This is a genomic window from Lyngbya confervoides BDU141951 (genome assembly GCF_000817775.3).
Lineage (GTDB): Bacteria > Cyanobacteriota > Cyanobacteriia > Thermosynechococcales > Thermosynechococcaceae > Lyngbya > Lyngbya confervoides.
Genome location: NZ_JTHE03000044.1, coordinates 206,326 through 231,115, shown reverse-complemented (window position 1 = coordinate 231,115; position 24,790 = coordinate 206,326). Strand labels below are relative to the sequence as shown.

The following is a 24,790-nucleotide window of genomic DNA, read 5'->3' as shown; positions in this document are numbered from 1 at the left end:
GGGGGTGAGATCACCCTAAAGGTGAATAACGTCCTCATCCCCTGAGTTCTGCAGATGAGGCTGGCAAGATCGCCAGACCTTGGTCAAAGCATTGACCGCCACATCTAGGGGAATTTCGCTCAAGGTTTTTGCATGATGAAATTTAAGGCTCATGATCAGCTGAGCTTCCTGTGCCCGATAGTCACGATTATTGCTACCCATTGGATGACCCTCCTTCAAGCTACTCATGCCCCCGCATGGTTCAGGCTGGCAGGGAGGAGATCGCCGCCCCTCAATCGCAATCCGGCCCAAGCGATGATCCTTAGTCTGGGTGTCCCCATCAAGACTCGACTCACTCAACGGTGCTGAGATGATTGACTCTGAAAATCTTGAGCATCGATATCCCAAACTCCCAACCCAACTTCGCCTCCCCCCATGCAGACCCGTTTAGCGATTAGTTTGTGATTCCATATCGCGGCGTCCAGTTCGCCATCTCAAAAAACGCTCCACCTCAATTTTAAATCTGAGAATGCCCGACAGGCTCAAAAAACCAGGGTCCCTCCAAGCACAAAAATGCCCCAGAGGATGGAACTGGGGCAAAATCTAAAATGTAGGAGATCTAAGCAACGACTTGGCTAAGCATGATGCTTCTAGTGTCCATCACTTTCCCAGAACTTGCAGTAAAAACGGCTACGGAAAGGAGCACAGGTTGCCGAAAGACTTGCAAAGGATGCGTACAGGATCTAAGGAAAGGCTCAGGAGGAGAGATGCCGTCGACAGGCATCGCGCACCTCCATTAAGATTTTTCCCAGGTGATTTTCCCCCTGGTGATCAGCGCCCCATCCCCAAAACCAGTCCCGTGGAGAGTCTTCCACAATCTGTTCATCCCCTGTGTCCAGTAGAACGGATCGGATCTGAGCATGTTCTGAAAACTTAGTCTGAACGGCCCGATACATCACATCGCGCTTAACCTCGTCCCAATCCGGTCGCACCGAAACCTGTGGGTCTCGCCCCAGAGCGGCGGCTTCTTCGGGGGTAGCAGCCTGCCGAATTATCTCACAGCGGTCGGCATGGGGGGTTCCCACAAACTTCTGTGCTTGGTAATAATGTTCTGAGGTCGGCCAGTGAACCCCCTCCACCACAATGGGATGGGGAGAAAAATTAGAAAAACATCCGTAGGGATCTTCAACTTTATAAAAGCGGATGGTCATCCTCAAGCCAAACTGTTTCACAGAGCAATCGCGAGAACCCAGAAAAGAGAAGGGGTTTGCCTTTCCCAGAGGAAACAGCCGTTGCCCTCCCCAAAAGCATCCTAGGCATTCAAAACCCAGTTCACCAGCGTGCGCACCGCAAACCCTGTTCCCCCTACATTCTGATAGCCGGACTCTTTCTCCGCCCAGACAGGCCCCGCAACATCTAGGTGCGCCCAGGGTGTTTCCTTGACAAACTGCTGCAGAAATAGTGCCGCTGTAATCGATCCGCCTCCCCGAGGTCCGGTATTTTTCATGTCGGCGATCGCCGATTTCATCCCTTCAAAGTAGGATTCCTCAAGGGGCATACGCCAGAACTTCTCGCCAGCTTGATCCCCCGCCAGCTGAAGTTCTGCGGCCAGATCATCCTTGGGAGACCAAAGTCCAGCAATGTCATTGCCCAGGGCAATGATGCAAGCTCCCGTTAAGGTAGCCAGATCGACGATGGCGTCAACCCCGAGCTTTTCGGCATAGACTAGGGCGTCGGCCAGCGTCAAGCGTCCCTCTGCATCGGTATTGTTAATTTCAATGGTTTTGCCGTTCGAGGCCGTCAGGATATCTCCCGGATGGAGTGCCTTTCCACTGATCATATTTTCCGTGGCAGCCACGATAAAATGGACCTCCACCTCTGGCTGGAGGAAGCCAATCACCTGGGCGGCGCCTAGAGTGGCAGCGGATCCAGCCATATCCATCTTCATGGTTTCAATCCCACTGCCTGTGGGCTTCAGGTTGAGCCCCCCTGAATCAAAGGTGAGTCCCTTGCCAATGATGGCTAGTTTACGGCGCGGCGTGCCAGGAGGACTATAGGTCAGGTGAATAAACTGGGGTGGCATGTCCGAAGCTTGGGCCACTCCCAGATAAGCCCCCATCTTCAGGTCTTCACAGGCTGCGCGGTCAAGGACCGTCAAGCTCATCCCCATCTCCTCGGCAATGGCGCGGGCCGTCTGAGCTAGGGCGACGGGGGTGACTACATTGGCCGGGGCATTCACTAGCTCGCGGGCCAAAATCACCCCCTGGCAAACTTGCTTGGCTCGCTCAATGGCAGCCACCTGCTGGCCTAAACCCAAAATATCAAGGCGCTCAAGTTCGGCTTCGGGCTTATCACCATTTGGCTCAGACTTAAATCGCTGATCTTGGTGCAGGGCCAGTTCTGCCCCTTCAGCAATGGCCTGTACGGACTGAACGGCCTCCCCTTTCCAGGCAGGGAGCTGGAATCCCAAGGCGGTGCAGCGATGCTTTTTACCATAGCGTGCCCCCGCAGCGCTGGCCTTGCGCAGATCCTCTAAACTCAACTTTTCAGCCTTTCCTAATCCCAGCAGCACCAGATGACGAATCCCCTGGGCAGGGGCTAACCGCGCCGCCACCTGTTCTCCAGATTTGCCCTTAAAGCTTGCCTCCTCAATCAAGTCCGCCACCAAACCAGACAGGGACTGATTGAGATCGCCAACAAGTCCATCCAGGGTCACTTGATCTTCAAGAAAGCCGATCACCAGGCAATCGCCAGACCATTGCGTCAAGGGGATATCAATTGATTGGATATTCATAGTCGTCAAGTTAGCCAGGTACTTCGCTACAGGAGTTCACGGTTCAAACAGGGAAAGCATCAAAAAAAGGCAAGCGCTTTGAAGGCGCCGCTTGCTCAAGGGACCAAGGTTGACGCCCTCTCCGCCTTGGGGCAGTTGTCTGCTGCCAGAAAACAGTAGACGCCTTTACCCCAAGGAGGTGGAGAAGGGATCCTTAACTGGAGGCCCCAGCCCGAGCAGCGGCGGCCTCATCGGGGTGAATGCCCAAGCGCGTCAGGTTAATGCGCCCCCGACTATCAATTTCTCGGACCTTCACCACCACATCATCGCCAACGGAAACCTCATCTTCCACTTGGCCAACACGGTAGTCCGCCAACTGAGAAATGTGAATCATCCCCTCTTTCCCCGGCAGAATTTCAACGAAGGCGCCAATGGGAATGATACGCGTTACCTTGCCCAGGTACACGTCCCCGGCAGTCAGTTTACGGGTCATCCCTTCAATAATCTGGAGGGCACGGGCGGCATTGGCCTCCTCAATTGATGAAATCGTCACCACTCCGTCATCTTTGATGTCTATTTTGGCCCCCGTCTGTTCCGTAATGCCCTTAATGGTTTTCCCGCCAGGCCCAATAATCATGCCAATTTGATCGGGGTCAATCTGGATGGTCAATAGTCGCGGTGCATAGGGGGACATCGTCGACCGGGGCTGATCAATGGTGGCCAGCATCTTTTCTAGGATATGCAGGCGAGCAGGCTTGGCTTGGTGAATGGCCTGGGCCACAATATCCATCGATAGGCCGGTAATCTTCATGTCCATCTGCAGGGCCGTAATCCCAGTGTCGGTGCCGGCAACCTTGAAGTCCATATCACCCAAAAAGTCCTCAATTCCCTGAATATCAGTGAGAATCCTGACTTCTTCGCCTTCGCGAATCAAGCCCATGGCAGCTCCGCTCACCGGCTTTTTAATGGGGACACCGGCATCCATCAGGGCTAGCGTGGACCCACAAACCGATCCCATGGAGGTGGAACCGTTGGAGGAAAGCACCTCTGACACCACTCGCAGCACATAGGGAAATTCTTCCTCCGAGGGCAGCACCGGTATAATCGCTCGCTCGGCCAGGGCTCCATGGCCAATCTCCCGACGTCCGGGCGATCGCATGGGGCGGGTCTCTCCGACAGAATAGGGGGGGAAGTTGTAGTGGTGGAGGTAGCGTTTGGTCTTATCTGGATGGAGATCATCCATATCCTGCGCATCATCTGGAGTTCCCAGGGTGGCAATGGAAAGAACCTGAGTCAGGCCGCGATTAAACAATCCTGTACCATGGACCCGTTTGGGCAGCACGCCCACCTTGCAGCTAATGGAGCGCACCTCATCGAGTTTGCGACCATCCACCCGCACGCCCTCTTCAATAATCTGGGCGCGCATGAGTTGCTTGGTGAGGGATTTGAACAACTTGCCAACGGCCTTCGGATCCTCTGCAACCACCTTTTGAAGGGGATCATCTTCCGGTAGCTGCGCAATTTCTTCTAATACAGACTCCTTAACGGCGTCTAGGGAGTCATCCCGCACATGCTTATCTCGATCAAAGCGAGACAGAATTTCCTGTATGGGCTGGGTGACCCGATCGCGCATGAAGGTTTCCAGTCGGGGATCATCCTCTGGAGGAGTCGCGGATACCGGTTCAATACCCAGTTCCGCCAGCAACTCGCGCTGGGCCTGAATCAAATCGGTCACCACCTCGTAGCCAAAGTCGATGGCTTCAATGACATCCTCTTCAGGAACCTGATTTGCTCCCGCTTCAACCATGATGACCCCATCGGGGGATCCGGCCACCACCAGATCCAAATCCCCTTCGGCAATTTCGCTGTAGGTGGGATTGATCACAAAATCGTCCCCGAGCAGGCCGACCCGAACCGCAGCTAACGGTCCGTAAAAAGGAATCTGGGCCAGCTGCACCGCCACCGATGCACCGGTCACGGCCAGGACATCTGGCGGCACCTGATCGTCCATGGACAAAGTGGTAGCCACCACCTGAATGTCGTCCCGGAGCCAGCTCGGGAATAGCGGTCGCAACGGGCGATCGATCAGACGACTGGTCAAGGTCGCCTTTTCAGGCGGGCGACCTTCCCGACGTAGAAAGCCCCCTGGAATTCTCCCTGCCGCGTAGAGTCGTTCTTCGTAATCCACCAGCAAGGGTAAAAAATCTATCCCTTCACGAGCCGTCGACTTTGTAGCGGTAACGAGGACAGCCGTTTCTCCAGATTCAATGAGGACCGCGCCGCCTGACTGGGGCGCAAATCGGCCAATCGTGAGTCGAATATCCCGTCCGTCAAAGGATATTGACTTTACAATTTCTGTCATTCAGTTTGTTTATCCTTCTTTTTTTCCTGATTGGCCGATCCTAACATTGTTAATTCGTCGCTGTCTCAAGATTCAAAACTTCAACGTCCCTGGGATGGATACGGTGGTGCAGAGGGGCTATGGGGGATCGCACCGGTACCTGATTAGGGCGAACGGAGCCGCAATTGGTGCCGTAGCATAGAGAAAGATCGGGGTGCAAGGCAGCATCGATCTGAAGCCATGGGGGGATTGACTTCAGATCAATGCCGCGTTTATCCCCAGGTATGCTGCACAAGGGAGCAGACTTGATGGCTATCTTGCATGGAAGCTGGATATTTACGACGGCTGGAACGCTTGCTCCACCTCAATCGATGGCCCCCTGGGGATCGGTCATTCCCTATTTTTTTCTCTGGGGAGAAACCTGGCGATCGCTGACGCCTAGCCGTCGCAAAACCCCAGCGCCCAAGGTCACCCCCCATCCCTTCTGTCTGAATCGTCTCGATTTAGAAGCGTTTATGCTTCAGCTCACCCAAGATCATCTGCTCCATATCTCAGCGGATCAACAGCAGGCCCTTCGCAGTGCCACTGAACTCGACCCCAAGGAACTGAAGGATCTGACCGCCTCAGCTGTGGGCTGGGTTGATCTCCCCTTGAATCTGCCCGCTCGCCTCCAGGGAACCCAGGCCACTGTCTTGCACTCCTCAAGGACCTTTGAAATGACTTCCGAAGCGGAGGAGGTCGCCCTCTATCCCAGCCAGGTCACCGGCATTCTCTATGGACTTCCAGAGGCGCTAGCGCTCCTTCAGTCTCTCCCGCTACATTTGCCAGGGGAACAGGCGGGCATGCTTGGGGACGATCTGCGCTACTGGTGCCACGTTAGCCGCTGGAGTCTGGATCTCATGGCCCGAGGCAAATTTGTGCCCTATCTCACGGAGGCAGCCTCTCCCCTGCGCGGGCAGTGGCTACCGCTATTGGACAGTGCCCACGATCATCAACTGTTTCAAGATTTTCTGCAGCGCATGCCGCCCATTTGTCGCTGCTACCCCTGTGCCCCGCCCACCGCCCACCCCAGTAACAGTCGTCCCATGGAGGTGCCCCAGCTCTTGCTGAGCAGTTTACAGGCCATGCTCGATGAGCAAATTCGCCCCTGCATTGAGGAGGAAACCCTGCAACTTGTGCGGAAACTGGGAGCGGGCGAGGTCGTCGAAACCTGGATGGCAACCTTGGGACAAAAGCAGGTCCAGCTGGATCGAGCTGCGGCCCAGACCTTGATCCCCCCCCTGCAAGAGTGGATCCATCCCCTTCGTCATGTCCTAGAGCAGGACAATGCCTATCGCCCTTGCTTTCAGCTCATCCCCCCCAGATCGGGTCAAGGCGACTGGGAGCTGGCCTACTTTCTCCAGGCTAGTGACGATGCCCAGCTGCTTGTCAGCGCCGATCTGATCTGGAACACCCCCTCAGACGTTCTCCCCTACCTGGGCCGAACCTTAGAGAATCCCCAGGAGCTGTTGCTAGAGGGACTCGGACTGGCATCGCGCCTTTATCCCCAGCTAGAGGAGAGTTTGCAGCAAGCCAGGCCCACGGGCCACACCCTAAACGCCAAGCAAGCCTACGACTTTATTAAGACCACCGCTTGGCGCCTCGAAGACAGCGGGTTTGGGGTCATCATGCCGCCCAGTCTGGCCAATCGCGAGGGACTGGCCAGTCGCTTGGGCCTGCATGTACGGGCTGAAAGCCTAGATCTCAGCAAGGCCAAGTCCCTGGGTTTAGAAAGCTTGCTTCAGTTTAAGTGGGAACTTTCCATTGGAGGACAGACCCTCTCAAAGGCAGAATTTGAAAGGCTGGTTCAGCTTGACTCACCGCTGGTGGACATCAATGGGGAATGGGTGGAGCTGCGATCGCAAGATATTAAGGCCGCCCAGACATTTTTTGCGCAACGGCGGCAGCACACGGAACTGTCCCTCCAGGATGCCCTTCGCATTCAGGCCGGAGACACGCTGGCTTTTGAGAAACTGCCCATCGTTAATTTTGAAGCCAGCGGGATTCTTGATCAATTGCTCTCAACCCTCTCCGGGAATCAAAGCTTTGAAGCAGTCCCAGCCCCCCCCAACTTTCGAGGTACCCTGCGGCCCTACCAAGCGCGGGGAGTCGGCTGGCTGAAGATGTTAGAGCAATGGGGCATTGGAGCCTGCCTAGCCGATGACATGGGTCTGGGCAAAACCATTCAAATGATTGCCTTTTTGCTCCTGCTTAAAAACGAGGGTCGTCTGCATGGCCCCACCCTCCTCATTTGCCCCACTTCCGTCTTGGGCAATTGGGAGCGGGAGGTGAAGCGATTTGCGCCAGATCTGCGGGTTACGGTTCACCACGGTCCCCAGCGCCTGCAGGGAAAAGCGTTTCTCCAACGGGTCAAATCCCTCGACCTTGTGATTACCAGCTATGCTCTGGCCCCCCGAGACCAAAAACACCTGACAGCCCTGCATTGGGAGGGCGTTGTCCTGGACGAGGCTCAAAATATTAAAAATCCCGAGACCAAGCAAACCCAGGCTATTCGTAACCTGGAGTCTAGGTTTCGCGTTGCGCTCACGGGGACGCCCCTGGAAAATCGCCTCACGGAGCTCTGGTCAATTCTGGAATTTTTAAACCCAGGCTATCTGGGTGCGCAGAACTTTTTCCAGCGTCGTTTTGCCACCCCCATTGAGCGCTACGGAGATTCCGCCTCCCTCAAAACCCTGCGTGCGCTGGTGCAACCCTTCATCCTGCGCCGCACCAAGAGCGATCGCACCATCATTCAGGATTTGCCGGAGAAGCAGGAAATGCCGGTGTTCTGCGGTCTGACGCCCGAGCAAGCGGCCCTTTACGAGAACACCGTGCAAACCGCTTTAGAAGCGGTGGAAGCCAGCACGGGCATCCAGCGAAAAGGGGTTATCCTGGCAACGCTGACCAAGCTCAAGCAAATTTGCAATCATCCCGCTCACTATCTCCAGCAGTCAAGCTTAAACAGCGACAAACCCCGTTCTGGAAAACTCCAACGGCTCCAGGAAATGCTAGAGGAACTGATGGAGGAAGGCGATCGCGCCCTAATTTTTACCCAATTTGCTGAATGGGGCAAGCTCTTGCAGCAGCATTTAACCGCACAATTTAAGCAGGACGTTCTTCTGCTCTACGGCGGCACGCCCAAAAAGGCACGGGAGGCCATGGTCGATCGCTTTCAGCATGACCCCCAGGGTCCACGCCTGTTTATTCTGTCCTTAAAGGCAGGAGGAGTGGGCCTGAATCTGACCCGAGCCAACCATGTGTTCCACTACGATCGCTGGTGGAATCCGGCCGTGGAAAACCAGGCCACAGACCGGGTCTTTCGCATTGGTCAAACGCGCAACGTACAGGTGCATAAATTTGTGTGCATGGGCACCCTGGAAGAGAAAATTCACGAGCAAATTGAAAGTAAACAGGCCTTGGCCGAACAGGTGGTGGGCGCTGGGGAAAACTGGCTGGCCAAACTCGACACCGACCAACTCCGCAGCCTGCTGCTCCTTGATCGCGCTGCCGTCATTGAAGAGGATAGGATCTAAGGACTAATCCTAAAAAGACTCTGTGCTTCAAAGGCGGCACCCAGATTCGAACTGGGGATAAAGGCTTTGCAGGCCCCTGCCTTACCACTTGGCTATGCCGCCTAGACTGTGAACGCATGACTGTGCACCCATGATCTTGTGCACAAGGGTCCATAATAGCACGTCAGTTGACCTGCCACCACCCTAAGCTCGGGCCAATGAAGCGGACTGTCACCCAGGTCAACACTAGCAATCCAATCCCGATCCAAGCGCCCCGACTGGTTAACTCGACAAACCGCTGGGCCTGGGTTTTAGTAATGGGAACCCAGGGGAGGATGGGGTCTTCTTTCCCGTATTGATCCCCAAGCTGTTGCTTGCGACGCTTTGCCTCTCCCATGATCCTTGCCCCCGTAATCTTGGCCATTTCACCCTATCATGCTCCCCAGGCGAAGCTGAGAGATTTGTAATGGATCGCAGCAAATCCCGCGACTGTCAGGGGTCGATCCCATCAGTAGCTCAGATCCGGGGACTCCACCCGCGCATAGGGACTCAGGGCGGCCAAAATTTGCTGACCGTAACTTCGATGCAACAGTCGATTATCAAAAATGATCACCCGTCCGTTTTCGCGATTGCGCACCGGGGCGATCGCCCGCTGCAGAGTTTGAATGGTGTGGGGGAGCAGATAGAGCCGGAACCAGTCTAGACGCTGCAGTTTGTAATAAGCAATGCGAGCCGCCACTCGCGGTTGTTCTGGAGAGGGAATGGGCAAGGTGGCCACCATAAAGCACCGAGGCCACGGGAGCACCTGATGGTGACTCAACCAGAATTCCCAGCCGCAGATGAGTAGCCCATGGGGAGGCACAGGAGTGGTTTCCATCACCACCCGCGATCCGAGGGATGCCGCCAACTGAGACGCAACCTGAGCCTTCATTGGGGTGTCGTCAACAATCAGGACAAGCGGATTGGGATCTTCCTGAGCAGAGAAGGCCAGGTCTTTCAACAAGAACCGCTGAACCTGGTGGAGGAGGGCCGACTGGAATTGAGCAGTATTCGGCATGGGAATGCGATCGGGCAGAAACAGCTGAATTTCTTCTCCCTGACGTTCTGCTGCAAACCGCACGTAGGTAACATCCTCAAGGTTCATCTCCTGCCGAAAGCGCAGCGCATCATCGGCCTCTCCAAAGGAACTGCCGAGCAAAACAGCTGTCCGATGCTGTAGCAGTGCAGCCGCCTGGGGCCAGACTGCTGTGGGAGCCAGATAAAGGGTAAATTGTCCCTGCTCCCGATTGATCTCCACCCAGCCATGGTGGTTCTGATCGGCTAAGTCCTCCCAAAAGCGGCGCCAGGGCAGCGGAGATTGATCCATCATGGGCTGCAGCTGCAGCTGTAGCTGGCGCAGGAGGGATTGCTTGGCCCCATCTAACACAACGGCCTGATAGGGATTGGGAGGATGCTGAAAAATATGATGGGTTAAGGCCACCTGAATGTCGCGAATGGCCGCTGTTTTTCCTGGAAACGCCCACAGCAACTGCTGCCAATCCTGGCCCGTGAGACGCCGGGTTAGGGCCTGTCGCGTCCAGGTTTCAATCTGGTCGGCGCCATCTAAAATAAGGGGCCAATCGCTGGGGAAACGGGGTACGGCCGCTTGGAGATCAGCGAGCCACTCCTGGGGCGAGAGCAACAGAATTCCCCCCGCCGAGGGTCCTGGCCAATCCTGGGCCCGGTACAGGGGCTTGTGGGTCTGGGTCCAGGTGCGAAATCGCTGCATTTCCACCAGTAAAATTTGCTGGAGAATAGGCAGGGGAGCCACCACCACAGCAGACTGGGGGGAAAACAGGAGGGATGCCAAGTAGCTGAGGCGGTAGCGTCCCTGGTAGGCGGCCAGGGGACTCACCTGCAAAAGGGCACTGCGCTCTAGGCGGAGGGCTCTGGCCACCAGTCGCGCAATCGTGAGGTGATGGGGCCAATGGGCCTCGCCTTGATGCTTGAGAAAGGCATAAAGCTGTTGATGCACCTGTGCCTCAATCACATTGCCCCCATGGTTCATCCGTATCCCTATCCCTAGTTGACTAAACCAGACCGCAGCGCTCTCACTGCAGCTTGGGTGCGGTCGTCGGCACAGAGCTTGTTGAGGATATTTCGAACATGGGTTTTGACCGTGCCGACGGTGATAAACAACTGCTCGGCTATCATGGCGTTACTGTACCCATCTACAATGAGTTGCAGCACCTCTAGCTCCCGCTCCGTTAAGGGGGAATTTTCAATAAACTGGCCGGGGCGCCGGGGAGGTCCTGACGAATCCCCGGCAGGTTGTGGGAAGGAGTCGTGACGCGCTTGACGTAGAACAATCCCCGCGATCGCCGGGTCAATCCAAGACTGTCCTTCTGCCGTTAGCTTTACAGCTTCAATGAGGGTGGTCGAGGCCGCATCCTTCATACAGTAAGAATCCGCTCCTGCACCAAAGGCTGCCAGCACGACCTCTTCGTTATTGCGCAGGGTCAGAATTAGAATTTTCGTGTGCGATCGCCCCTGCTGCCGTTCCTTGATGCGTCGTGTCACCTCCACCCCATCAATATCAGGAAGCCCAACGTCAATCACCGCCACATCGGGTGCCATCTTATGGACAAGCCGAACGCCATCAATGCCGTTAGCCGCAACGCCAGATACCTCAAAATCGGGATACCGCTCCAGAGTTGCCTGCATTGCCATGCGGGTTAAGTCGTGGTCTTCGATTAGAACAATCGCAATGTGGGACATGGGGGGTGGGGGATGGATCAGCGCACGTTTGGGATGCCAGGAGGAGCATAAGGAGGATCATACCGTTCAGGTCAGACAGCATGGGTTCCTAGGACGCCGATCGACAAAATTCGGCGAGACGCTCTAATTTTTCCCACGCGGCTCCCCCCTGCAAGACAGCTTGGGCGATCTTAACACCATTGGCATAGGAGTTCACTTGCTGGCCCACAAACAGAGCCAAGGCGGCATTGAGGGCCACAACCTGGGTTTGAGCCGGAGTGCCTCGTCCCTGGAGAACGCCTCGTAAGATGTCAGCATTTTCCTCAACCCCACCGCCCTGCAGTGCGCTCAGGGGTGCGGTCGAAATCCCCAGTTCTTCCGGCTTGAGAATTTCCGAGTGGTGATCCCCCTGATTCACCACCTCTAAATCGGTCCAGTCTCCGAGTCCCGCTTCATCAATCTGCTCGCGCCCATGCAGCACAATCGCGCGCTGGAGACCCATCTGGGCCAGGGCACTGGCCATGGGTGCTAAAAGTTGGCGATCAAAGACACCAATCACCTGCCCGGTGGGTCGCAGGGGATTGACCAGCGGGCCAAGCAAATTAAAGATGGTTCGGACTCTCAAGGCCTTCCGCAGGGGGGCAACCGCCTTCATGGCCGGATGCCAACCCGGTGCAAATAAGAAGGTCACCCCAACTTCAGTGAGTGCAGTTCTGGTTTGCTCGGGCGACAGGTTTAGGGGAATGCCCAAGGCCTCTAACACATCCGCCGATCCCACTTTACTGGAGGCAGAACGATTTCCATGCTTGGCAACTTTTAAACCCGCCGCTGCTGCAACGAAAGCCACAGCAGTGGAAATATTAAAGGTCGAAGCCCCATCTCCTCCGGTCCCACAGGTATCAATCACTGGATAGTCCCAAGGCGTGGGGTCGGCTTCTCCGCAAGACTGAGCCAGCAGGACCGAAGCCATCCCGACCAGTTCCGGGGCCGAGACGCCCTTCGCTTGAATCGCTGCCAAGATTGCCCCAGAGATCACATCGGGAATTTGCTCATTGAGCCAGCCCTGCATGAGTGCTGCAGCCTGGGACTGCGTCAGTGACTCGCGATCCAACAATTGCTGAAGAGTCTGGCTCCAGGGTTGGGTATCAATGAACTCAGGCATGGCACGGGATAGTGGCTAGTCATGAACAGTTATAAAAAGACTACCATTGTGTTCAGGTTCTATCCCTCGGAAGCAGTCGGCGGGGGACCTGGGGGGTCGGAGGCGGCATTGGCCTCCCTTCGGGCGGCGATCGCCGCAGTCAAGATATGGCTAAACAATCCCATCGGCCCCGCGAATAGACAGAGCGCCAGGGAGTGGACAGTCCAGGTATCAGTTCGTTGTCCTTCCCAGTAAATCCAGCGTCCCACGAATAAATCCATCACCAGAAAATGGACCCATCCGGTGGCGGCTACCGGAGGCTTGGCGAAGACGGCTGCCACATCTTTCAAGGTGGGATTAGCCAGCATTTGCGCCGTCTCTGGGGTAAGGGACGCGACAAAGAGTACCAGATAAACCAGCGATAGCAGGGCAAAGGGAATGAAAGAACCCATAATCCGTTTGGTCCAATCCCAGCGGGGAAAGAAAATCATCAGGGTCCAAAACGGCAGCACAAAAAGATTGGCACCAGAAAAAATTGAGTCAACGGGTAGCATGGGTCATGTAGGAGGTAAAGGGAACAATATCGCAGGGGTTGGCGCTCAAGTCCCCGGAGAGACCCCTCTTTCTGAGGGAGGATGAATCCCATGGCGACAGCCTGATTGATTTAAGATAGAAACCGAACCAGCCCTTACCGAAACGCTATCGGTCAAAACGCTACCGGTCTCGGACCTTCAAGGTCACCGCCTGCGTCATCATTGTGTATTGAAACTCGTGAGGCAAACAAGCAGATTATGAGTCGCCGTCGTCGTTCACCTTGGATTCACCGCTGGTCAAGGCCTATCATTGGCGCGATTGCTATCCTAGGTGCAATCAATACCCTCTACCTGACAGTTGTCCGTTTTCTAGGCAGCTCCACCGTCTGTCCCACCGACGGCTGTGAGCAGGTGCTCTCCAGTCGATACGCCACCGTGTTTGGGCCAGGCAATGCCGTGGCCTTTGGCGACGGCATTCCTTTGGCCTTCTTTGGACTGCTGGCCTATGTCGTCATGGCCGGGCTGGCCCTGGGGCCCCTAGCCCTCAACTCCGATACCCACAAGGATCAAAGGCTGGTTTGGGAAAAGCGCACTTGGTTTCTGCTTTTTCTAGGATCCACTGCCATGATGCTCTTTAGTGGCTATCTGATGTACATCATGGCGACCGAGTTTGTCATTCCCAACGGTCTCAAGGCGCTGTGCTTTTATTGCGTTGCCTCGGCAATTCTGGCAACCGCAATGTTCATTCTCACCCTGATTGGTCGGGCCTGGGAGGATCTGGGCCAGCTCTTTTTTTCTGGCATTATTTTAGGCGTGATTACTCTTCTGTCTACGCTGATTATTTTCGCTCCCATTCCGGATGTGGCCGATGCCTACAATATTACTGACAATACGGGCAAGGTTGTCTTTAGCGTCACCCAGGAATCTACGGCCTCTGAGATTGCCCTTGCTCAGCATTTGAAAGATACCGGAGCCGTAATGTACGGGGCCTTCTGGTGTCCCCACTGCTATGACCAGAAAAATTTGTTCGGTGTGGAGGCGCTCTCTATTATGCCCTATGTGGAATGCGATCCCAGGGGGAAAGCGGCCCAACCGGATCTGTGTCAGCAAAAGTTTGATCTGGCTAAGGAGCAACTCAAAACAGAGGTGGGCTTTCCCACCTGGGAAATTAATGGGCGCTTTTACTCCGGGGCTCGACCCTTGAGCGAACTGGCAAAGGTCTCGGGCTATGAAGGGCCTCAGGATTTCCAGAACTAATTATGGGCCATCTTAAACCCAACAGCGTCTGGAGTTATAAGCCCTGGTGGTGCCAACCCTGGTCCATTCTTTTAACGGGCTGTAGTGTGATTACAGCCCTGCTATACTTTCTCCCCTGGCTGTGGCTGGCAAGCTTGCTCGCCGTTCCGGTGGCTGCTTGGATGATTTTTTTTGTGGGCATCTACCCCAGAATCATGGCAAGGGATCGGACACAGCACGATCCGCCTTAGCTGAGGTTCAGGCCCGATGGACCAGTGTTGCTCCAGCCTGAGCAGTGGGCAGAACTAACATTTCGCTCAGGTTGACGTGGGCCGGACGGGTGGCGCAAAAGAGCACCACCTCAGCCACATCCCGCCCCTGCAGGGGGACGGTATCGGAGTAGACACGCTGGGCGCGATCGCGATCGCCATGGAAGCGCACCTCACTAAATTCAGTTTCCACCAGCCCCGGATCAACGGTGCTGACTCGAATGGGTGTGCCTAATAAATCTTGCTTTAAACCTTCGGAAATTGCCCGGACTGCGGCCTTCGTCGCGCAATAGACATTCCCACGCGGATAGGTTTGATGTCCGGCAATCGAGCCAATGTTAATCACATGTCCGCGCTGGCGCTCAACCATGCCCGGAACTAAGGCTCGCGTAAGATAGAGCAGCCCCTTAATGTTGGTATCAATCATTTCCTCCCAATCCTGGAGGTTGCCCTCATGGAGTTTATCCAAGCCGCGGCTGAGTCCTGCATTGTTCACCAGAACATCGATCGCCTGCCAGTCCGCAGGGAGTTGGGATAAAGCCTGCGCCACCTGAGCGCGATCGCGGACATCCAGGGGGATGAGATGGCAGCGGGTACTGTGGCTATCCTGGAGCTGGGCTGCGAGCGATTCGAGGCGATCGCGCCGACGAGCTGCCAGAATCAGCCTGGCCCCGGCTTCTGCAAATACCTGAGCACAGGCCGCACCGATACCGCTACTGGCTCCAGAAATCAGGATGATGTGATTGCGTACGTTTTGCATGAAAGCCTGGATTCTATATGATTATGATGTCGATAAGTTGGCAAAGTTGGGAATTTTCTGATTCTCAAGCATTCATTTCCGAAAATTCCGGAAGTGGTTGATATTGCCGATCGCTGAAGGGTTGAAAGTCTTCAGGCCATGGAGCCGTCACACTGCATAGTAATCTGAGCTGGATGGGTGCAGGGGCAGAATTGACTCGTTCTACTTGAACACTAACCGCTTGAGGATTTTCGTCAAGGAGTTTGTGGACATCATTTGTTATATATCTGGGGAGATACCCAATCAAATGATCCTCTTGGGTACGTAAAGCCAGCGCTTGAGGATCATATTTGTTCTGACAATCGCGCATTAACAATACTAGATCTCGCGGGTTCAGGGTATTCACGCGATCGATTGCTGATTCTGGTCGATGGCGCAAGCCATGCAGAAAAAAATGGACGTGGTAAAGTCCGCTGCTGTCTAGCTCCGGGCAAGGAAAGACCTCAAAATTATCAGTCACTTTTTTCCCCACTTCGGGCCAGAATCACAGTTGGATCATCCGTCTCGCTAGCAAGATTCAGCTGCCGCTTCTAAAAATGCTGCATGAACTTTCAGCGGTCGATTGTCTGTAGTTCGACGATACAAACAAGACTTGCCTTTCATCACAAAGGCTTGAACTGTAAATCCTTGATCCGTGGTTTTAAAACGCCCGTACCGTTCACTATCCGGCAAATTTCGCCCAAGGCTTGACGCATGATCGTAGGTTGGTGCCAGGTAGGTTAAAGACTCTAGCTTGATGACACCCCAGTTTTCATGGTGTCGATCCGTATTCCCAATCCACGCATCCAAAAGTAAATAGCCGACGAAAACATGAGGAGCTTCTGTAATATTTGCCAGTACATCCCAACCATAAGGCAGTTCTAATGTAGAGTCTTTCAGAATGGAAAAGACTTGCGCAACGGTATGCTGCGAAGGAGAGTCTTCTGTCTGAGGATAACCTGGAATCGTTGGAGATAACAGCTCATTTCCCAGTGATAGCTCCCCTCCTGCGGGGATAAATGAAGGAGAAACTGTTCCCCGTTCACCATCAGAGGTCGCAAGTTCATAGGAGGCATGGGGCAACCCCAGCATCTTGGCTAATTCAGCAGCGACTTTCTCTGACCAATCTTCCCCGGTGTTGGGACGAGCTTTCTTAAACAAACAGCGTCCGCGTTGCTCATCGTAAAACCAAAACTTTGCTTTTGTTCCTACTTCTTCATAGGCTTCAGCCGCTTCCTTGGCTACTTGAATGATGGGAAATGGCTCCAACACAGCTTCGACCGCTACCCTTTGTTTTAAAGCAATTCAAAACTCGCAGCAAATGTCCCCTGCAAGAACATCTGCTGCAGACAGTTACATCGAAGTCTATTGGTAAGCTTTCACGCAGGTTTCCACCAGCGCCGCCACCTTATCGGCATCCTGCCAGCCCAAAATTTCGGTAACCTTTTTCTCCAGGTTTTTATAGGTGCGGAAAAACTCGGCCACCTCCTCTAGACGGTGGAAGGCCACATCGCTCAAGGTTTTAACGTCGGCATATCGCGGGTCCGCATCTGGGACGCAGAGCAGCTTTTCATCGCGATCGCCCCCATCAATCATCTCCAACATGCCAATGGGCCGCGCTGCAATCACACAGCCTGGAAAGGTGGGCTGATCCATGATGACCATGCCATCTAAGGGATCACCATCATCGGCCAGGGTATTCGGGATAAAACCATAGTCAAAGGGATATTGCACCGAGGCGTACAGGACGCGGTCAAGGGCAAAGGCCTGGAGATCCTTATCGAATTCATACTTATTTTTGCTTCCAGCCGGAATTTCAATTAAGACATTGACCAATCCGGGCTTTGGCTGGGCGGGAATCAACGATAAATCCACTCTGTTACGTTCTCCAAGTTAATAAAGGTCAAACGATATTTGTTGCAAAGTACCCCCAAGTGATTGTCGAACCCTGGTGAACCTGCAAGAATGGGATGCCGGGGCAATCCCTAGCGTTTTAATCCCTAGCATTTTAAAGGAATACGGGGCAGCTACCAGCATGGGTGCGAACAAATTTCAACGGCTCAGCGCTCGTTTAGAAAGCTCTCAGCTCCGGCTGCGGTTTGTTTTCCTGGGACTGGCCGCCGTGACGGTGGCGCTGGGGCTGTTATTGGCAGTGGTAATTTTTGTCTATTTACTGCGCTTTACGCTCCACCCCGCTCAATTAGAGTCCCTGGTCGATGACTGGGCTGCCTTGTTAGTGGATGCCACGCCTGGAGGAGAAACCAACATTTTAGACCCCAGCGAGGGACCGGCCCGCTGGTTTGCGGTGGTGGCGCTGCTGGTGTTGGGATTTCTGTTGAGTCGAATTCCGCTGCTGATGATCCAGATGGGGACAGCCCTCTTCCAGGCCAGCCAGGATCACCAGCGTCAGACCAAGGCAATTTTAAAGGAAGTTCTTTTAGAGGTTCAGGCCCAGCGATCGATCTCTCCATCCGAGGAGGGGAGTTCATCCCAGGCTTGAGGTTTGGGCAGTTTGAAGCTGCAAAAACTCTCCCAGCAGGTATAGCGACCCGCACAGAACCACCCCCTCTTCCGGTTCAGGATCTGACAATGCGGACTCAAGGGCAGGAGGTAAGGCGGTAAAGGTCTCACAGCGGTCCAATTCCAGACAGAGGGTTTGGACAAGGCGCAAGAGATCCGAAGGCGAAGCGCTGGCATGACCCGCTACGGGGACAAGCGAAAGGCGATCGCCCGGTCGTAGCAATTGGGTAAAAATGCCGCGATGGTCCTTCGTCTTGAGCATTCCCACGATCCAGTGAACTCTGGCCCTAGGCCCCTGAGCGGAGCACCACTCGTCCATGTAATTTCTCAAGATCTCAGCCGCGGCGGGATTGTGCGCTCCATCTATCAGCAGGGGCTGATTGCGCCACCGGGTCCATTGAATTCGTCCCGCCCAGTGGGTACTTCCCATACCAGCTTGAATCGCCGCGTCACTAATGATCCAACCCTGCTGCTGTAAACATTGCAGGGTCGCGATCGCCAGGGCTGAGTTATGCAGCTGAATCCTTCCCCGCAGCGGGAGAGGATAGTCTACCCCCGCGGCGGTGGCCCAGGCGACACCCTCCCGAGTTGGTAAAGCCTGGGCCGCGGCCGGTTGAATTAATGGACAATGGAGTAACTTGGCTCGATGAAGAATGACCGCCATGGCATCCTCAGGCAGCGATCCAAGGACAGCGGGACGACCAGTCTTGAGAATTCCGGCCTTCTCGCCGGCAATATCCGCCAAGGTTGGCCCTAATCGCTGCCAATGCTCCAGACTCAAGGAGGTAATGACTGTCACGAGGGGGGCTTCACATACATTCGTGGCATCCAGGCGTCCCCCTAATCCCACTTCAATGACGGCAATATCGACGGCCTCTTGGGCAAAAATATCCCAGGCGGCAGCGGTGATCACCTCAAATTGGGTCAGGGCAATGTCTGTACTGACGGCCTCTACGCGCCGCAGCGATCGCAGTAAGGAGTCCGCCGCAATTGGTTGATTATTCAGGCAAATCCGCTCGGTCCAAGCAACCAGGTGGGGAGAGGTAAAACGCCCCGTTTTATAACCAGCCGCCGAGAGCACAGAGGAAAGATAGGCACAGACCGACCCCTTACCGTTTGTCCCGGTTACATGCACCATGGGAACGCGATGCTGGGGGTTCCCCATGCGCTTTAGAACGGCGCGAATGCGGACGAGGCTTAAATCCACTCCGAAGCGCTCGTATTTTTCGAGAATCTGGGTAATGGTAGCGTTAGAGACAGTCAAAGTATCAGACGCAAAGCTAAGCAATTATCCCCGACGACGGCGGACGCGGATAGGATCCCCCGGCAGGGAAATCTCCTGATCTCGGCGCTGTGCCTCCAGAGACCTAAGCTGGGGATAATCCACCCAGTGAATACAGTTCACGGGGCAAGTATCAATCGCTTCCTGAATTTTGTCCTCCGGGTCTCCATCCTGGCGAAAGACGCGAGCCCGACCGTTGCGATCCTCAATGTAGAAGGTATTCCGCGCCACATGGGCACAGTTCTGACAACCAATACAGGTGGGCTCATCCACATACACGCCCCGCTGGCGAAACAAGCCACCCAACTCTGGCTCCAAACCAGATCGCTGCGCTTGCCCCTGAAGCGGGCTACCCAGCTCTGGCTCAAACCCGGACCGCCTGAACTCTGCCTCTTGATTCACCAACCCTGTCCTGATTCAAAGGGGCCAGCAAGGAAAAACTACCCTTGCCAGCGTTGCACCACCAGACGAATATTTCCTTCAGCATCCTGTTCTTGCTTGGCCACCTGAAAGCCTTGGTCTGCGGTGGTGCTTAAAACCGTATGAAGGGCGTAATGCTGGGTCACCTTACTCAAAAAGCGCTCAACGGTTAGCTCCTGGTTCCACAGCTCCACGTCGGCCACAAGATCGTACTGCTCACCATTCCAGCGAAACCCAATGTCATACCCATTGGATTGGGGAATAACCACTTCCGCTGTCTCAGTTTGCCCCTGATATCCACGCACGGGGCCAGGGCCAGACTGCCAATCCAATCCCAAATCGGACAGGGCAGACTCTAAGGCAGGAAGGTTACGAATCTGAGTTTTGATTTGGCTAAAGTGTGACATGGGAGTTTATTAAACCAATGTTAAAAGGGGACACAGATTTTTGCGATCGCGTCTTCAGGGGAATTAGGACCACTGAGTCCAATTTTCTTGAGAAGACTGAACCGTATCATCCATCTGATTAGACTGAGCAAAATAGTCGGACGTCGGCTGATAATGCACCACAATCCCAAGCTGAGATTCAATTGCGGCAGTCACTTCCGCACAGGAACAACCGACTATACCAGTTACTGTCTCTTCAACTCGACCATCGGGGCGAATGATGAACTCTAAGGTTTCCATAGGAATGGGATTAGGGCTGCAATCGCTGAGGGACTGACCGCTTTCCTTAACGGAAGTTTGTAAAACTCAAGAAAGCTTCTTTAACAGTTTAGTGTCTACGATGAGTCTTTGGGAGTCAAGTTGCCGGGGCAGTTGTAATAATTTGCAAATTCTTGACGGAGCCCTTGGCGGCGGATCAAGCCTGGCCCCTAGATCCACGGTCTAGAACTGGCGCAGAAATCTGAGATCGCTGGTGTAAAGGCGACGAATATCGTCAATTTGATGGAGCACCATCGCAAAGCGCTCCACGCCGAACCCGGCAGCAAAGCCGCTGTAAACCTCTGGGTCATAGCCCACAGTTTTAAGCACGTTGGGGTCCACCATCCCGCAACCGAGGACCTCCAGCCAGCGGCCCTTCCACTGCACGTCCACCTCCGCAGAGGGCTCGGTGAATGGAAAATAGCTGGCTCGAAAGCGAATGGGCACAGGACCAAACATGTTTTCTAAAAAAACCTTAATAGTGCCTTTGAGATCTGTAAAGGTCAGCCCCTCATCAATGGCTAAAATCTCAATTTGATGAAACACAGCAGCATGGGTAGCATCTTCGGTGTCGCGACGATAGCAACGCCCTGGGGCCACAATTCGCACGGGCGGTTCGTTGTTTTCCATGTAGCGAATTTGCACCGATGAGGTATGGGTGCGCAGCAGGTTACCATCCGGGAGATAAAACGTATCCTGCATGTCTCGCGCGGGGTGATCGGCTGGGGTATTGAGGGCGCCGAAGTTATAGTAGTCCGTCTCCATTTCTGGCCCCTGGGCGACGCTGTATCCCAGCCCAACAAAGATATCGAGGGCTTGGTCGAGGGTGCTATGGAGGGGATGAACCCGACCCAAGGGGTAATAGGTCCCTGGCATAGTCACATCCAGGGTTTCTGATTCAATCTGAGCTTGAATGCGGGCTGCATCCAGATCCTGTCGCTTGTGGCCAATGGCACTCTGGAGCGCGTCTTTGACTTCATTGGCAATGGCACCAATCCTAGGTCTCTCCTGCGGACCTAAACGGCCCATCCCCTTCAAAATAGTCGATAACGCTCCTTTCTTCCCCAGATAGGCAATTCGCAGTTGCTCAACTTGGTCGGAGGTCGCGGCATCTTGAATGGCGTCAATTGCACTCTCACGCAGCTGGAGAAGCTGCTGCTCAAGGTCACTTACCGGGGGGGTCATCATTCATTTCAAATAGGCTAATGGTCAAGGAAGCTAATGGCAATCCCCTAGGCCTCTTCAGTTTCTGGCACCAGGGCAGGGGCGACGGGCATTCCCAGCGCCTCAGCCAGAGCCGCGGGCGGTTGCTTTCGCGTTTCTAGCTCCAAATACTGCCCCGTCATCAGGGGGGGCACCACCTTCATTTGGTGGGTGGTGCTGTAATAGCGATGGGTTTGCTGAAGCATTCCCCGCTCCCGCACATCTTCGTTGGCAATTTTTTTTCTCAGCTTCACCACCGCATCCATAATGGCCTCCGGGCGAGGGGGACACCCCGGCAGATAAACATCCACAGGAATGAGTTTGTCCACACCGCGCACTGCGGAATAGGAGTCTGTACTAAACATGCCACCTGTAATGGTGCAGGCCCCCATTGCAATCACATACTTAGGTTCAGGCATTTGCTCGTACAGCCGCACCAGAGCCGGAGCCATTTTCATCGTCACCGTCCCAGCAGTAATCAGCAAATCTGCCTGCCGCGGACTCGATCGAGGCACCAGACCAAAGCGATCAAAGTCAAAGCGCGATCCAATCATCGCTGCAACTTCAATAAAGCAGCAGGCTGTGCCGTACATCAAGGGCCAAAGACTGGAGAGTCTGGCCCAGTCATACATATCACTTAGGGAAGATAAAATAATGTTTTCTGCCAGCTCCTGAGGAATTTCAGGTTTGGCCACGGGATTGAGAATGCTCTGGGAAGCCGAAGAAGAGGACGGAGTCATAGTCATCTCGATGGTGGATTCAGCCTTTAATGTAACAAGTCATGACAATCAAGATCTATTCTAGGGTGGATTCTCGCCGCAGCCGGGGGCTGATCGCCAAATCTGAATTCTCTTTCCAGCCAATGACGTGAATCTAGCGATCCAGTCTGTGCGGATTCTCCTATGATCAGAATTTGAATCGAGTTGAGCACTGAGGATTATGACCATGGCTGACCCCTTGACCCCCGCCGTAAGCGATCGCATCTGCAAGCACATGAATGAAGATCACGCCGACGCGATTGCGCTCTATGCCAAACACTTTGGCGCAGTTGAGTCGAGCACAGGTGCGATCCTTGAGCGCATTGATGCCGAGGGCATGGATATCTTAGTTCAACAGCAAGATCAAGCCCAGACGATTCGGATTCCCTTTGAACGACCCCTGGCAGACTCGGAAGAGGCTCACCAAGTGCTTATTGCAATGGTCAAGCAGGCTCGCGCCGCCAGCTAAGGAAGATCAAAAGCCCCCCACTAAGGCGGTGGGCTTTTGATCCTCAGGCCCAGCAGGGGGTTAGCGTCCGGAGGGAACTTAGCTCAGCAGCGCCTTAGCCCTAGCGATGACGTTCTCAACGGTAAAACCAAATTCCTTTAGGCAGGTGCCGCCAGGAGCTGAGGCTCCAAAGCGGTTAATGCCAATACTGTCCCCGGCATCACCCACAATTTCCTGCCAGCCAAAGGTCGTCCCAGCTTCCACCGATAGTCGCTTTTTCACGGCTGCAGGCAATACAGATTCTCGATAGGCGGCATCTTGCTCGGAAAACAGATCCCAACAGGGCATGGAAACCACTCGCACCTTCTTCCCTTCAGAACGTAAGGCTTCCGCCGCACTCACGCAAAGCTGAACTTCGCTGCCTGTCCCAATCAAAATCAGATCCGGAGTTCCTTCGCTATCCGTCAGCACGTAGGCGCCCTTGCTCACCCCTTCAATGGAGGTTTCATCAAAGTTTGGCAGTCCCTGGCGAGACATGGCCATAACCGAGGGACGCTGACGATTTTCAATGGCCACCTTGTAGGCCCCTGAAGCCTCTGTGCCGTCGCAGGGACGGAAAACCAGAAGATTGGGAATCACCCGCAGGGAGGCAACCGTTTCAACGGGCTGGTGAGTCGGACCATCTTCACCCAGACCAATGGAATCGTGGGTCATGACATAGATAACGCCGACTTCGGAGAGAGCTGAAAGCCTCATGGCGGCTCGCATATAGTCTGCAAACACTAAAAAGGTGGCGCAGTAGGGAATCAGTCCCGAATTATGCAAGGCAATCCCATTACAGATGGCGCCCATGCCATGCTCGCGCACCCCAAAGCGCAGGTTGCGGTTTTGATAGCTCCCTTTTTGAAAATCCCCCCCACCTTTAATTTCAGTCAGGTTGGAATGGGTTAAGTCCGCCGATCCGCCCACCAACTCCGGAATGACGCTGGCCAAGGCATTAAGGCAGATTTCTGAATGTTTGCGAGTGGCCAGAGCCTTGTCCGCACTGGTGTAAGTGGGCAGCGCATCTGCCCAGTGCTCCGGTCGATCCCCCCGCAGCATCCGCTCAAACTCAGCAGCTTCAGCGGCATACTGAGTGCGGTAGGTGGCCAGGGTTTCTTCCCACTCTGCCTGAGCGCTTGCTCCTTGGTCTACGGCTTTGCGGAAATGATTGAGCACCTCTTCAGGAATTTCAAAGGGGGGATGGGTCCAGCCCAAATTCTCGCGCGTCAACGTAATTTCGTCTTCCCCAAGGGCAGCCCCATGCACTCCTGCCGTGTTGGCTTTGTTTGGTGATCCGTAGCCAATGGTGGTTGTCACCTTAATCAACGAAGGTCGATCCTGAACGGCTTTGGCCGCTTCAATCGCCCGTTGAATCCCCGCTAAATCCGTATTTCCATCTTCCACATGCTGGACGTGCCAGCCGTAGGCTTCAAAGCGCTTACCCACATCCTCAGTGAAGGCAATATCCGTAGATCCATCAATGGAGATATGGTTGTCGTCGTAGAGGGCAATGAGTTTGCCAAGCCCTAGGTGCCCGGCCAGGGAGCAGGCTTCACCGGAGACGCCTTCCATGTTACAGCCATCCCCTAGAATCACGTAGGTGTAATGATCCACGATCTGACAGTCTGGCTTGTTGAATTTTGCCGCAAGATGAGCCTCGGCCATCGCCAGTCCCACAGCGTTGGCAATCCCCTGACCCAGAGGACCTGTGGTAACCTCAACGCCTGGAGTCTCAAAGTTCTCAGGGTGCCCCGGAGTGCGCGAACCCCACTGCCGAAAACTTTTAATATCCTCCAGGGAAACGCTGTCATAGCCCGTCAGATAGAGCAGAGCATACTGCAGCATACAGCCGTGGCCCGCAGAAAGAACAAAGCGATCGCGATTAAACCACTGGGGATTCTTGGGATTAAACCGCATGAGGCGATTCCACAGAACGTAGGCCATGGGCGCAGCCCCCATGGGCAGCCCAGGGTGACCCGACTTTGCCTTTTCAACCGCATCAATGGCTAGAAAACGAATGGAATTAATACAGAGTTGATCCAGGGATTGGGTTGCAACAACCATGATGTCTCTTAT

Annotated in this window: 25 protein-coding genes and 1 tRNA gene; 5 read left to right on the top strand and 21 right to left on the bottom strand. The window is 54.5% G+C overall.

Features of this window, described 5'->3' with window-relative positions:
* Positions 1–15 precede the first annotated feature (15 nt).
* From QQ91_RS08135 to QQ91_RS08120, 4 genes are all read right to left on the bottom strand, one after another.
* Positions 16–201 (bottom strand): hypothetical protein, encoded by a 186-nt coding sequence (locus QQ91_RS08135; RefSeq protein ID WP_166274784.1) that lies wholly within the window; start codon positions 199–201, stop codon positions 16–18.
* Between the two features lie 533 nt (positions 202–734).
* A complete protein-coding gene (gene ybiA, locus QQ91_RS08130) occupies positions 735–1,190 on the bottom strand; it encodes a riboflavin biosynthesis intermediates N-glycosidase (protein ID WP_166274782.1) in 456 nt (151 codons plus the stop codon).
* A 101-nt stretch (positions 1,191–1,291) separates the two neighbouring features.
* Complete coding sequence (locus QQ91_RS08125) at positions 1,292–2,773, bottom strand: leucyl aminopeptidase (protein ID WP_166274780.1); 1,482 nt, start codon at positions 2,771–2,773, stop codon at positions 1,292–1,294.
* A 193-nt stretch (positions 2,774–2,966) separates the two neighbouring features.
* The gene (locus QQ91_RS08120; RefSeq protein WP_166274778.1) at positions 2,967–5,114 is read right to left on the bottom strand and encodes a polyribonucleotide nucleotidyltransferase; all 2,148 of its coding nucleotides are present in this window, start codon (positions 5,112–5,114) and stop codon (positions 2,967–2,969) included.
* Positions 5,115–5,401: 287 nt separating this feature from the next.
* Here QQ91_RS08120 and QQ91_RS08115 point away from each other — a divergent pair, with 287 nt between their 5' ends.
* Entirely contained in the window at positions 5,402–8,665 is a 3,264-nt protein-coding gene (locus QQ91_RS08115; protein WP_166274776.1) for a sll1366 family intein-prone helicase, read from the top strand.
* A 31-nt stretch (positions 8,666–8,696) separates the two neighbouring features.
* Here QQ91_RS08115 and QQ91_RS08110 read toward each other — a convergent pair.
* The 6 genes from QQ91_RS08110 to QQ91_RS08085 all read right to left on the bottom strand — a co-directional run bounded on the left by QQ91_RS08110 (position 8,697) and on the right by QQ91_RS08085 (position 13,075).
* Positions 8,697–8,767 (bottom strand) — tRNA-Cys (locus tag QQ91_RS08110).
* A gap of 61 nt (positions 8,768–8,828) precedes the next feature.
* On the bottom strand, positions 8,829–9,041 hold the full coding sequence (locus QQ91_RS08105) for a DUF2839 domain-containing protein (RefSeq protein ID WP_166274894.1): 213 nt from the start codon (positions 9,039–9,041) through the stop codon (positions 8,829–8,831).
* A gap of 111 nt (positions 9,042–9,152) precedes the next feature.
* Positions 9,153–10,691, bottom strand: a complete 1,539-nt coding sequence (locus tag QQ91_RS08100; protein ID WP_166274774.1) for a helicase C-terminal domain-containing protein — start codon at positions 10,689–10,691, stop codon at positions 9,153–9,155.
* A gap of 14 nt (positions 10,692–10,705) precedes the next feature.
* Positions 10,706–11,401, bottom strand: a complete 696-nt coding sequence (locus QQ91_RS08095) for a response regulator (RefSeq protein WP_166274772.1) — start codon at positions 11,399–11,401, stop codon at positions 10,706–10,708.
* An 88-nt stretch (positions 11,402–11,489) separates the two neighbouring features.
* Positions 11,490–12,542: an anthranilate phosphoribosyltransferase gene (gene trpD / locus QQ91_RS08090; RefSeq protein WP_166274770.1), complete on the bottom strand. Its 1,053-nt coding sequence runs from the start codon at positions 12,540–12,542 to the stop codon at positions 11,490–11,492.
* Positions 12,543–12,601: 59 nt separating this feature from the next.
* Positions 12,602–13,075, bottom strand: coding sequence for an ABA4-like family protein (locus QQ91_RS08085; RefSeq protein ID WP_166274768.1), 474 nt, complete (start codon positions 13,073–13,075; stop codon positions 12,602–12,604).
* A gap of 237 nt (positions 13,076–13,312) precedes the next feature.
* Here QQ91_RS08085 and QQ91_RS08080 point away from each other — a divergent pair, with 237 nt between their 5' ends.
* Together QQ91_RS08080 and QQ91_RS08075 are read left to right on the top strand one after the other, a co-directional pair.
* Positions 13,313–14,311 (top strand): vitamin K epoxide reductase family protein, encoded by a 999-nt coding sequence (locus QQ91_RS08080; protein WP_166274766.1) that lies wholly within the window; start codon positions 13,313–13,315, stop codon positions 14,309–14,311.
* A 2-nt stretch (positions 14,312–14,313) separates the two neighbouring features.
* Entirely contained in the window at positions 14,314–14,541 is a 228-nt protein-coding gene (locus QQ91_RS08075; RefSeq protein WP_166274764.1) for a DUF6737 family protein, read from the top strand.
* 7 nt (positions 14,542–14,548) lie between these two features.
* Here the strand turns inward: QQ91_RS08075 and QQ91_RS08070 are convergent, their stop codons facing one another.
* The 4 genes from QQ91_RS08070 to QQ91_RS08055 form a co-directional block, all read right to left on the bottom strand.
* Entirely contained in the window at positions 14,549–15,319 is a 771-nt protein-coding gene (locus tag QQ91_RS08070; RefSeq protein WP_166274762.1) for an SDR family oxidoreductase, read from the bottom strand.
* Positions 15,320–15,383: 64 nt separating this feature from the next.
* The gene (locus QQ91_RS08065; protein WP_166274760.1) at positions 15,384–15,818 is read right to left on the bottom strand and encodes an HIRAN domain-containing protein; all 435 of its coding nucleotides are present in this window, start codon (positions 15,816–15,818) and stop codon (positions 15,384–15,386) included.
* A 47-nt stretch (positions 15,819–15,865) separates the two neighbouring features.
* On the bottom strand, positions 15,866–16,609 hold the full coding sequence (locus tag QQ91_RS08060) for a HipA domain-containing protein (protein ID WP_166274758.1): 744 nt from the start codon (positions 16,607–16,609) through the stop codon (positions 15,866–15,868).
* Between the two features lie 93 nt (positions 16,610–16,702).
* Positions 16,703–17,212, bottom strand: a complete 510-nt coding sequence (locus QQ91_RS08055) for an inorganic diphosphatase (RefSeq protein WP_166274756.1) — start codon at positions 17,210–17,212, stop codon at positions 16,703–16,705.
* A 160-nt stretch (positions 17,213–17,372) separates the two neighbouring features.
* Between QQ91_RS08055 and QQ91_RS08050 the strand changes: the two genes are divergently transcribed.
* Positions 17,373–17,837, top strand: coding sequence for a hypothetical protein (locus QQ91_RS08050; RefSeq protein WP_201277055.1), 465 nt, complete (start codon positions 17,373–17,375; stop codon positions 17,835–17,837).
* On the opposite strand, the gene QQ91_RS08045 is transcribed toward QQ91_RS08050, so the two are convergent.
* From QQ91_RS08045 to QQ91_RS08020, 6 genes are all read right to left on the bottom strand, one after another.
* Complete coding sequence (locus tag QQ91_RS08045) at positions 17,823–19,121, bottom strand: bifunctional folylpolyglutamate synthase/dihydrofolate synthase (RefSeq protein ID WP_166274752.1); 1,299 nt, start codon at positions 19,119–19,121, stop codon at positions 17,823–17,825. The two genes, QQ91_RS08050 and QQ91_RS08045, sit on opposite strands and share 15 nt — an antisense overlap.
* Positions 19,122–19,145: 24 nt before the next feature.
* Positions 19,146–19,541, bottom strand: a complete 396-nt coding sequence (locus QQ91_RS08040) for a ferredoxin (protein WP_250833296.1) — start codon at positions 19,539–19,541, stop codon at positions 19,146–19,148.
* 38 nt (positions 19,542–19,579) lie between these two features.
* A complete protein-coding gene (locus tag QQ91_RS08035; RefSeq protein WP_166274750.1) occupies positions 19,580–19,966 on the bottom strand; it encodes a DUF1257 domain-containing protein in 387 nt (128 codons plus the stop codon).
* 63 nt (positions 19,967–20,029) lie between these two features.
* Positions 20,030–20,245: a DUF2997 domain-containing protein gene (locus QQ91_RS08030; protein ID WP_166274748.1), complete on the bottom strand. Its 216-nt coding sequence runs from the start codon at positions 20,243–20,245 to the stop codon at positions 20,030–20,032.
* A 201-nt stretch (positions 20,246–20,446) separates the two neighbouring features.
* A complete protein-coding gene (pheS, locus tag QQ91_RS08025; RefSeq protein WP_166274890.1) occupies positions 20,447–21,448 on the bottom strand; it encodes a phenylalanine--tRNA ligase subunit alpha in 1,002 nt (333 codons plus the stop codon).
* A gap of 47 nt (positions 21,449–21,495) precedes the next feature.
* A complete protein-coding gene (locus QQ91_RS08020; RefSeq protein WP_166274746.1) occupies positions 21,496–22,206 on the bottom strand; it encodes an NADH dehydrogenase subunit K in 711 nt (236 codons plus the stop codon).
* A gap of 205 nt (positions 22,207–22,411) precedes the next feature.
* Between QQ91_RS08020 and QQ91_RS08015 the strand changes: the two genes are divergently transcribed.
* The gene (locus QQ91_RS08015) at positions 22,412–22,693 is read left to right on the top strand and encodes a DUF2470 domain-containing protein (RefSeq protein WP_166274744.1); all 282 of its coding nucleotides are present in this window, start codon (positions 22,412–22,414) and stop codon (positions 22,691–22,693) included.
* A 78-nt stretch (positions 22,694–22,771) separates the two neighbouring features.
* On the opposite strand, the gene tkt is transcribed toward QQ91_RS08015, so the two are convergent.
* Positions 22,772–24,778, bottom strand: coding sequence for a transketolase (gene tkt, locus QQ91_RS08010; protein WP_166274742.1), 2,007 nt, complete (start codon positions 24,776–24,778; stop codon positions 22,772–22,774).
* Positions 24,779–24,790: the final 12 nt, after the last annotated feature.

Coding starts and splice junctions, on each gene's coding strand:
- trpD (WP_166274770.1), bottom strand. CDS start 12,542: ATGCCTGAGTTCATTGATACCCAACCCTGGAGCCAGACTCTTCAGCAA.
- QQ91_RS08080 (WP_166274766.1), top strand. CDS start 13,313: ATGAGTCGCCGTCGTCGTTCACCTTGGATTCACCGCTGGTCAAGGCCT.
- tkt (WP_166274742.1), bottom strand. CDS start 24,778: ATGGTTGTTGCAACCCAATCCCTGGATCAACTCTGTATTAATTCCATT.
- QQ91_RS08105 (WP_166274894.1), bottom strand. CDS start 9,041: ATGGGAGAGGCAAAGCGTCGCAAGCAACAGCTTGGGGATCAATACGGG.
- QQ91_RS08115 (WP_166274776.1), top strand. CDS start 5,402: ATGGCTATCTTGCATGGAAGCTGGATATTTACGACGGCTGGAACGCTT.
- QQ91_RS08050 (WP_201277055.1), top strand. CDS start 17,373: ATGGGTGCGAACAAATTTCAACGGCTCAGCGCTCGTTTAGAAAGCTCT.
- QQ91_RS08030 (WP_166274748.1), bottom strand. CDS start 20,245: ATGGAAACCTTAGAGTTCATCATTCGCCCCGATGGTCGAGTTGAAGAG.
- QQ91_RS08075 (WP_166274764.1), top strand. CDS start 14,314: ATGGGCCATCTTAAACCCAACAGCGTCTGGAGTTATAAGCCCTGGTGG.
- QQ91_RS08015 (WP_166274744.1), top strand. CDS start 22,412: ATGGCTGACCCCTTGACCCCCGCCGTAAGCGATCGCATCTGCAAGCAC.
- QQ91_RS08135 (WP_166274784.1), bottom strand. CDS start 201: ATGGGTAGCAATAATCGTGACTATCGGGCACAGGAAGCTCAGCTGATC.
- QQ91_RS08035 (WP_166274750.1), bottom strand. CDS start 19,966: ATGTCACACTTTAGCCAAATCAAAACTCAGATTCGTAACCTTCCTGCC.
- pheS (WP_166274890.1), bottom strand. CDS start 21,448: ATGACCCCCCCGGTAAGTGACCTTGAGCAGCAGCTTCTCCAGCTGCGT.
- ybiA (WP_166274782.1), bottom strand. CDS start 1,190: ATGACCATCCGCTTTTATAAAGTTGAAGATCCCTACGGATGTTTTTCT.
- QQ91_RS08020 (WP_166274746.1), bottom strand. CDS start 22,206: ATGACTCCGTCCTCTTCTTCGGCTTCCCAGAGCATTCTCAATCCCGTG.
- QQ91_RS08100 (WP_166274774.1), bottom strand. CDS start 10,691: ATGAACCATGGGGGCAATGTGATTGAGGCACAGGTGCATCAACAGCTT.
- QQ91_RS08070 (WP_166274762.1), bottom strand. CDS start 15,319: ATGCAAAACGTACGCAATCACATCATCCTGATTTCTGGAGCCAGTAGC.
- QQ91_RS08085 (WP_166274768.1), bottom strand. CDS start 13,075: ATGCTACCCGTTGACTCAATTTTTTCTGGTGCCAATCTTTTTGTGCTG.
- QQ91_RS08125 (WP_166274780.1), bottom strand. CDS start 2,773: ATGAATATCCAATCAATTGATATCCCCTTGACGCAATGGTCTGGCGAT.
- QQ91_RS08095 (WP_166274772.1), bottom strand. CDS start 11,401: ATGTCCCACATTGCGATTGTTCTAATCGAAGACCACGACTTAACCCGC.
- QQ91_RS08120 (WP_166274778.1), bottom strand. CDS start 5,114: ATGACAGAAATTGTAAAGTCAATATCCTTTGACGGACGGGATATTCGA.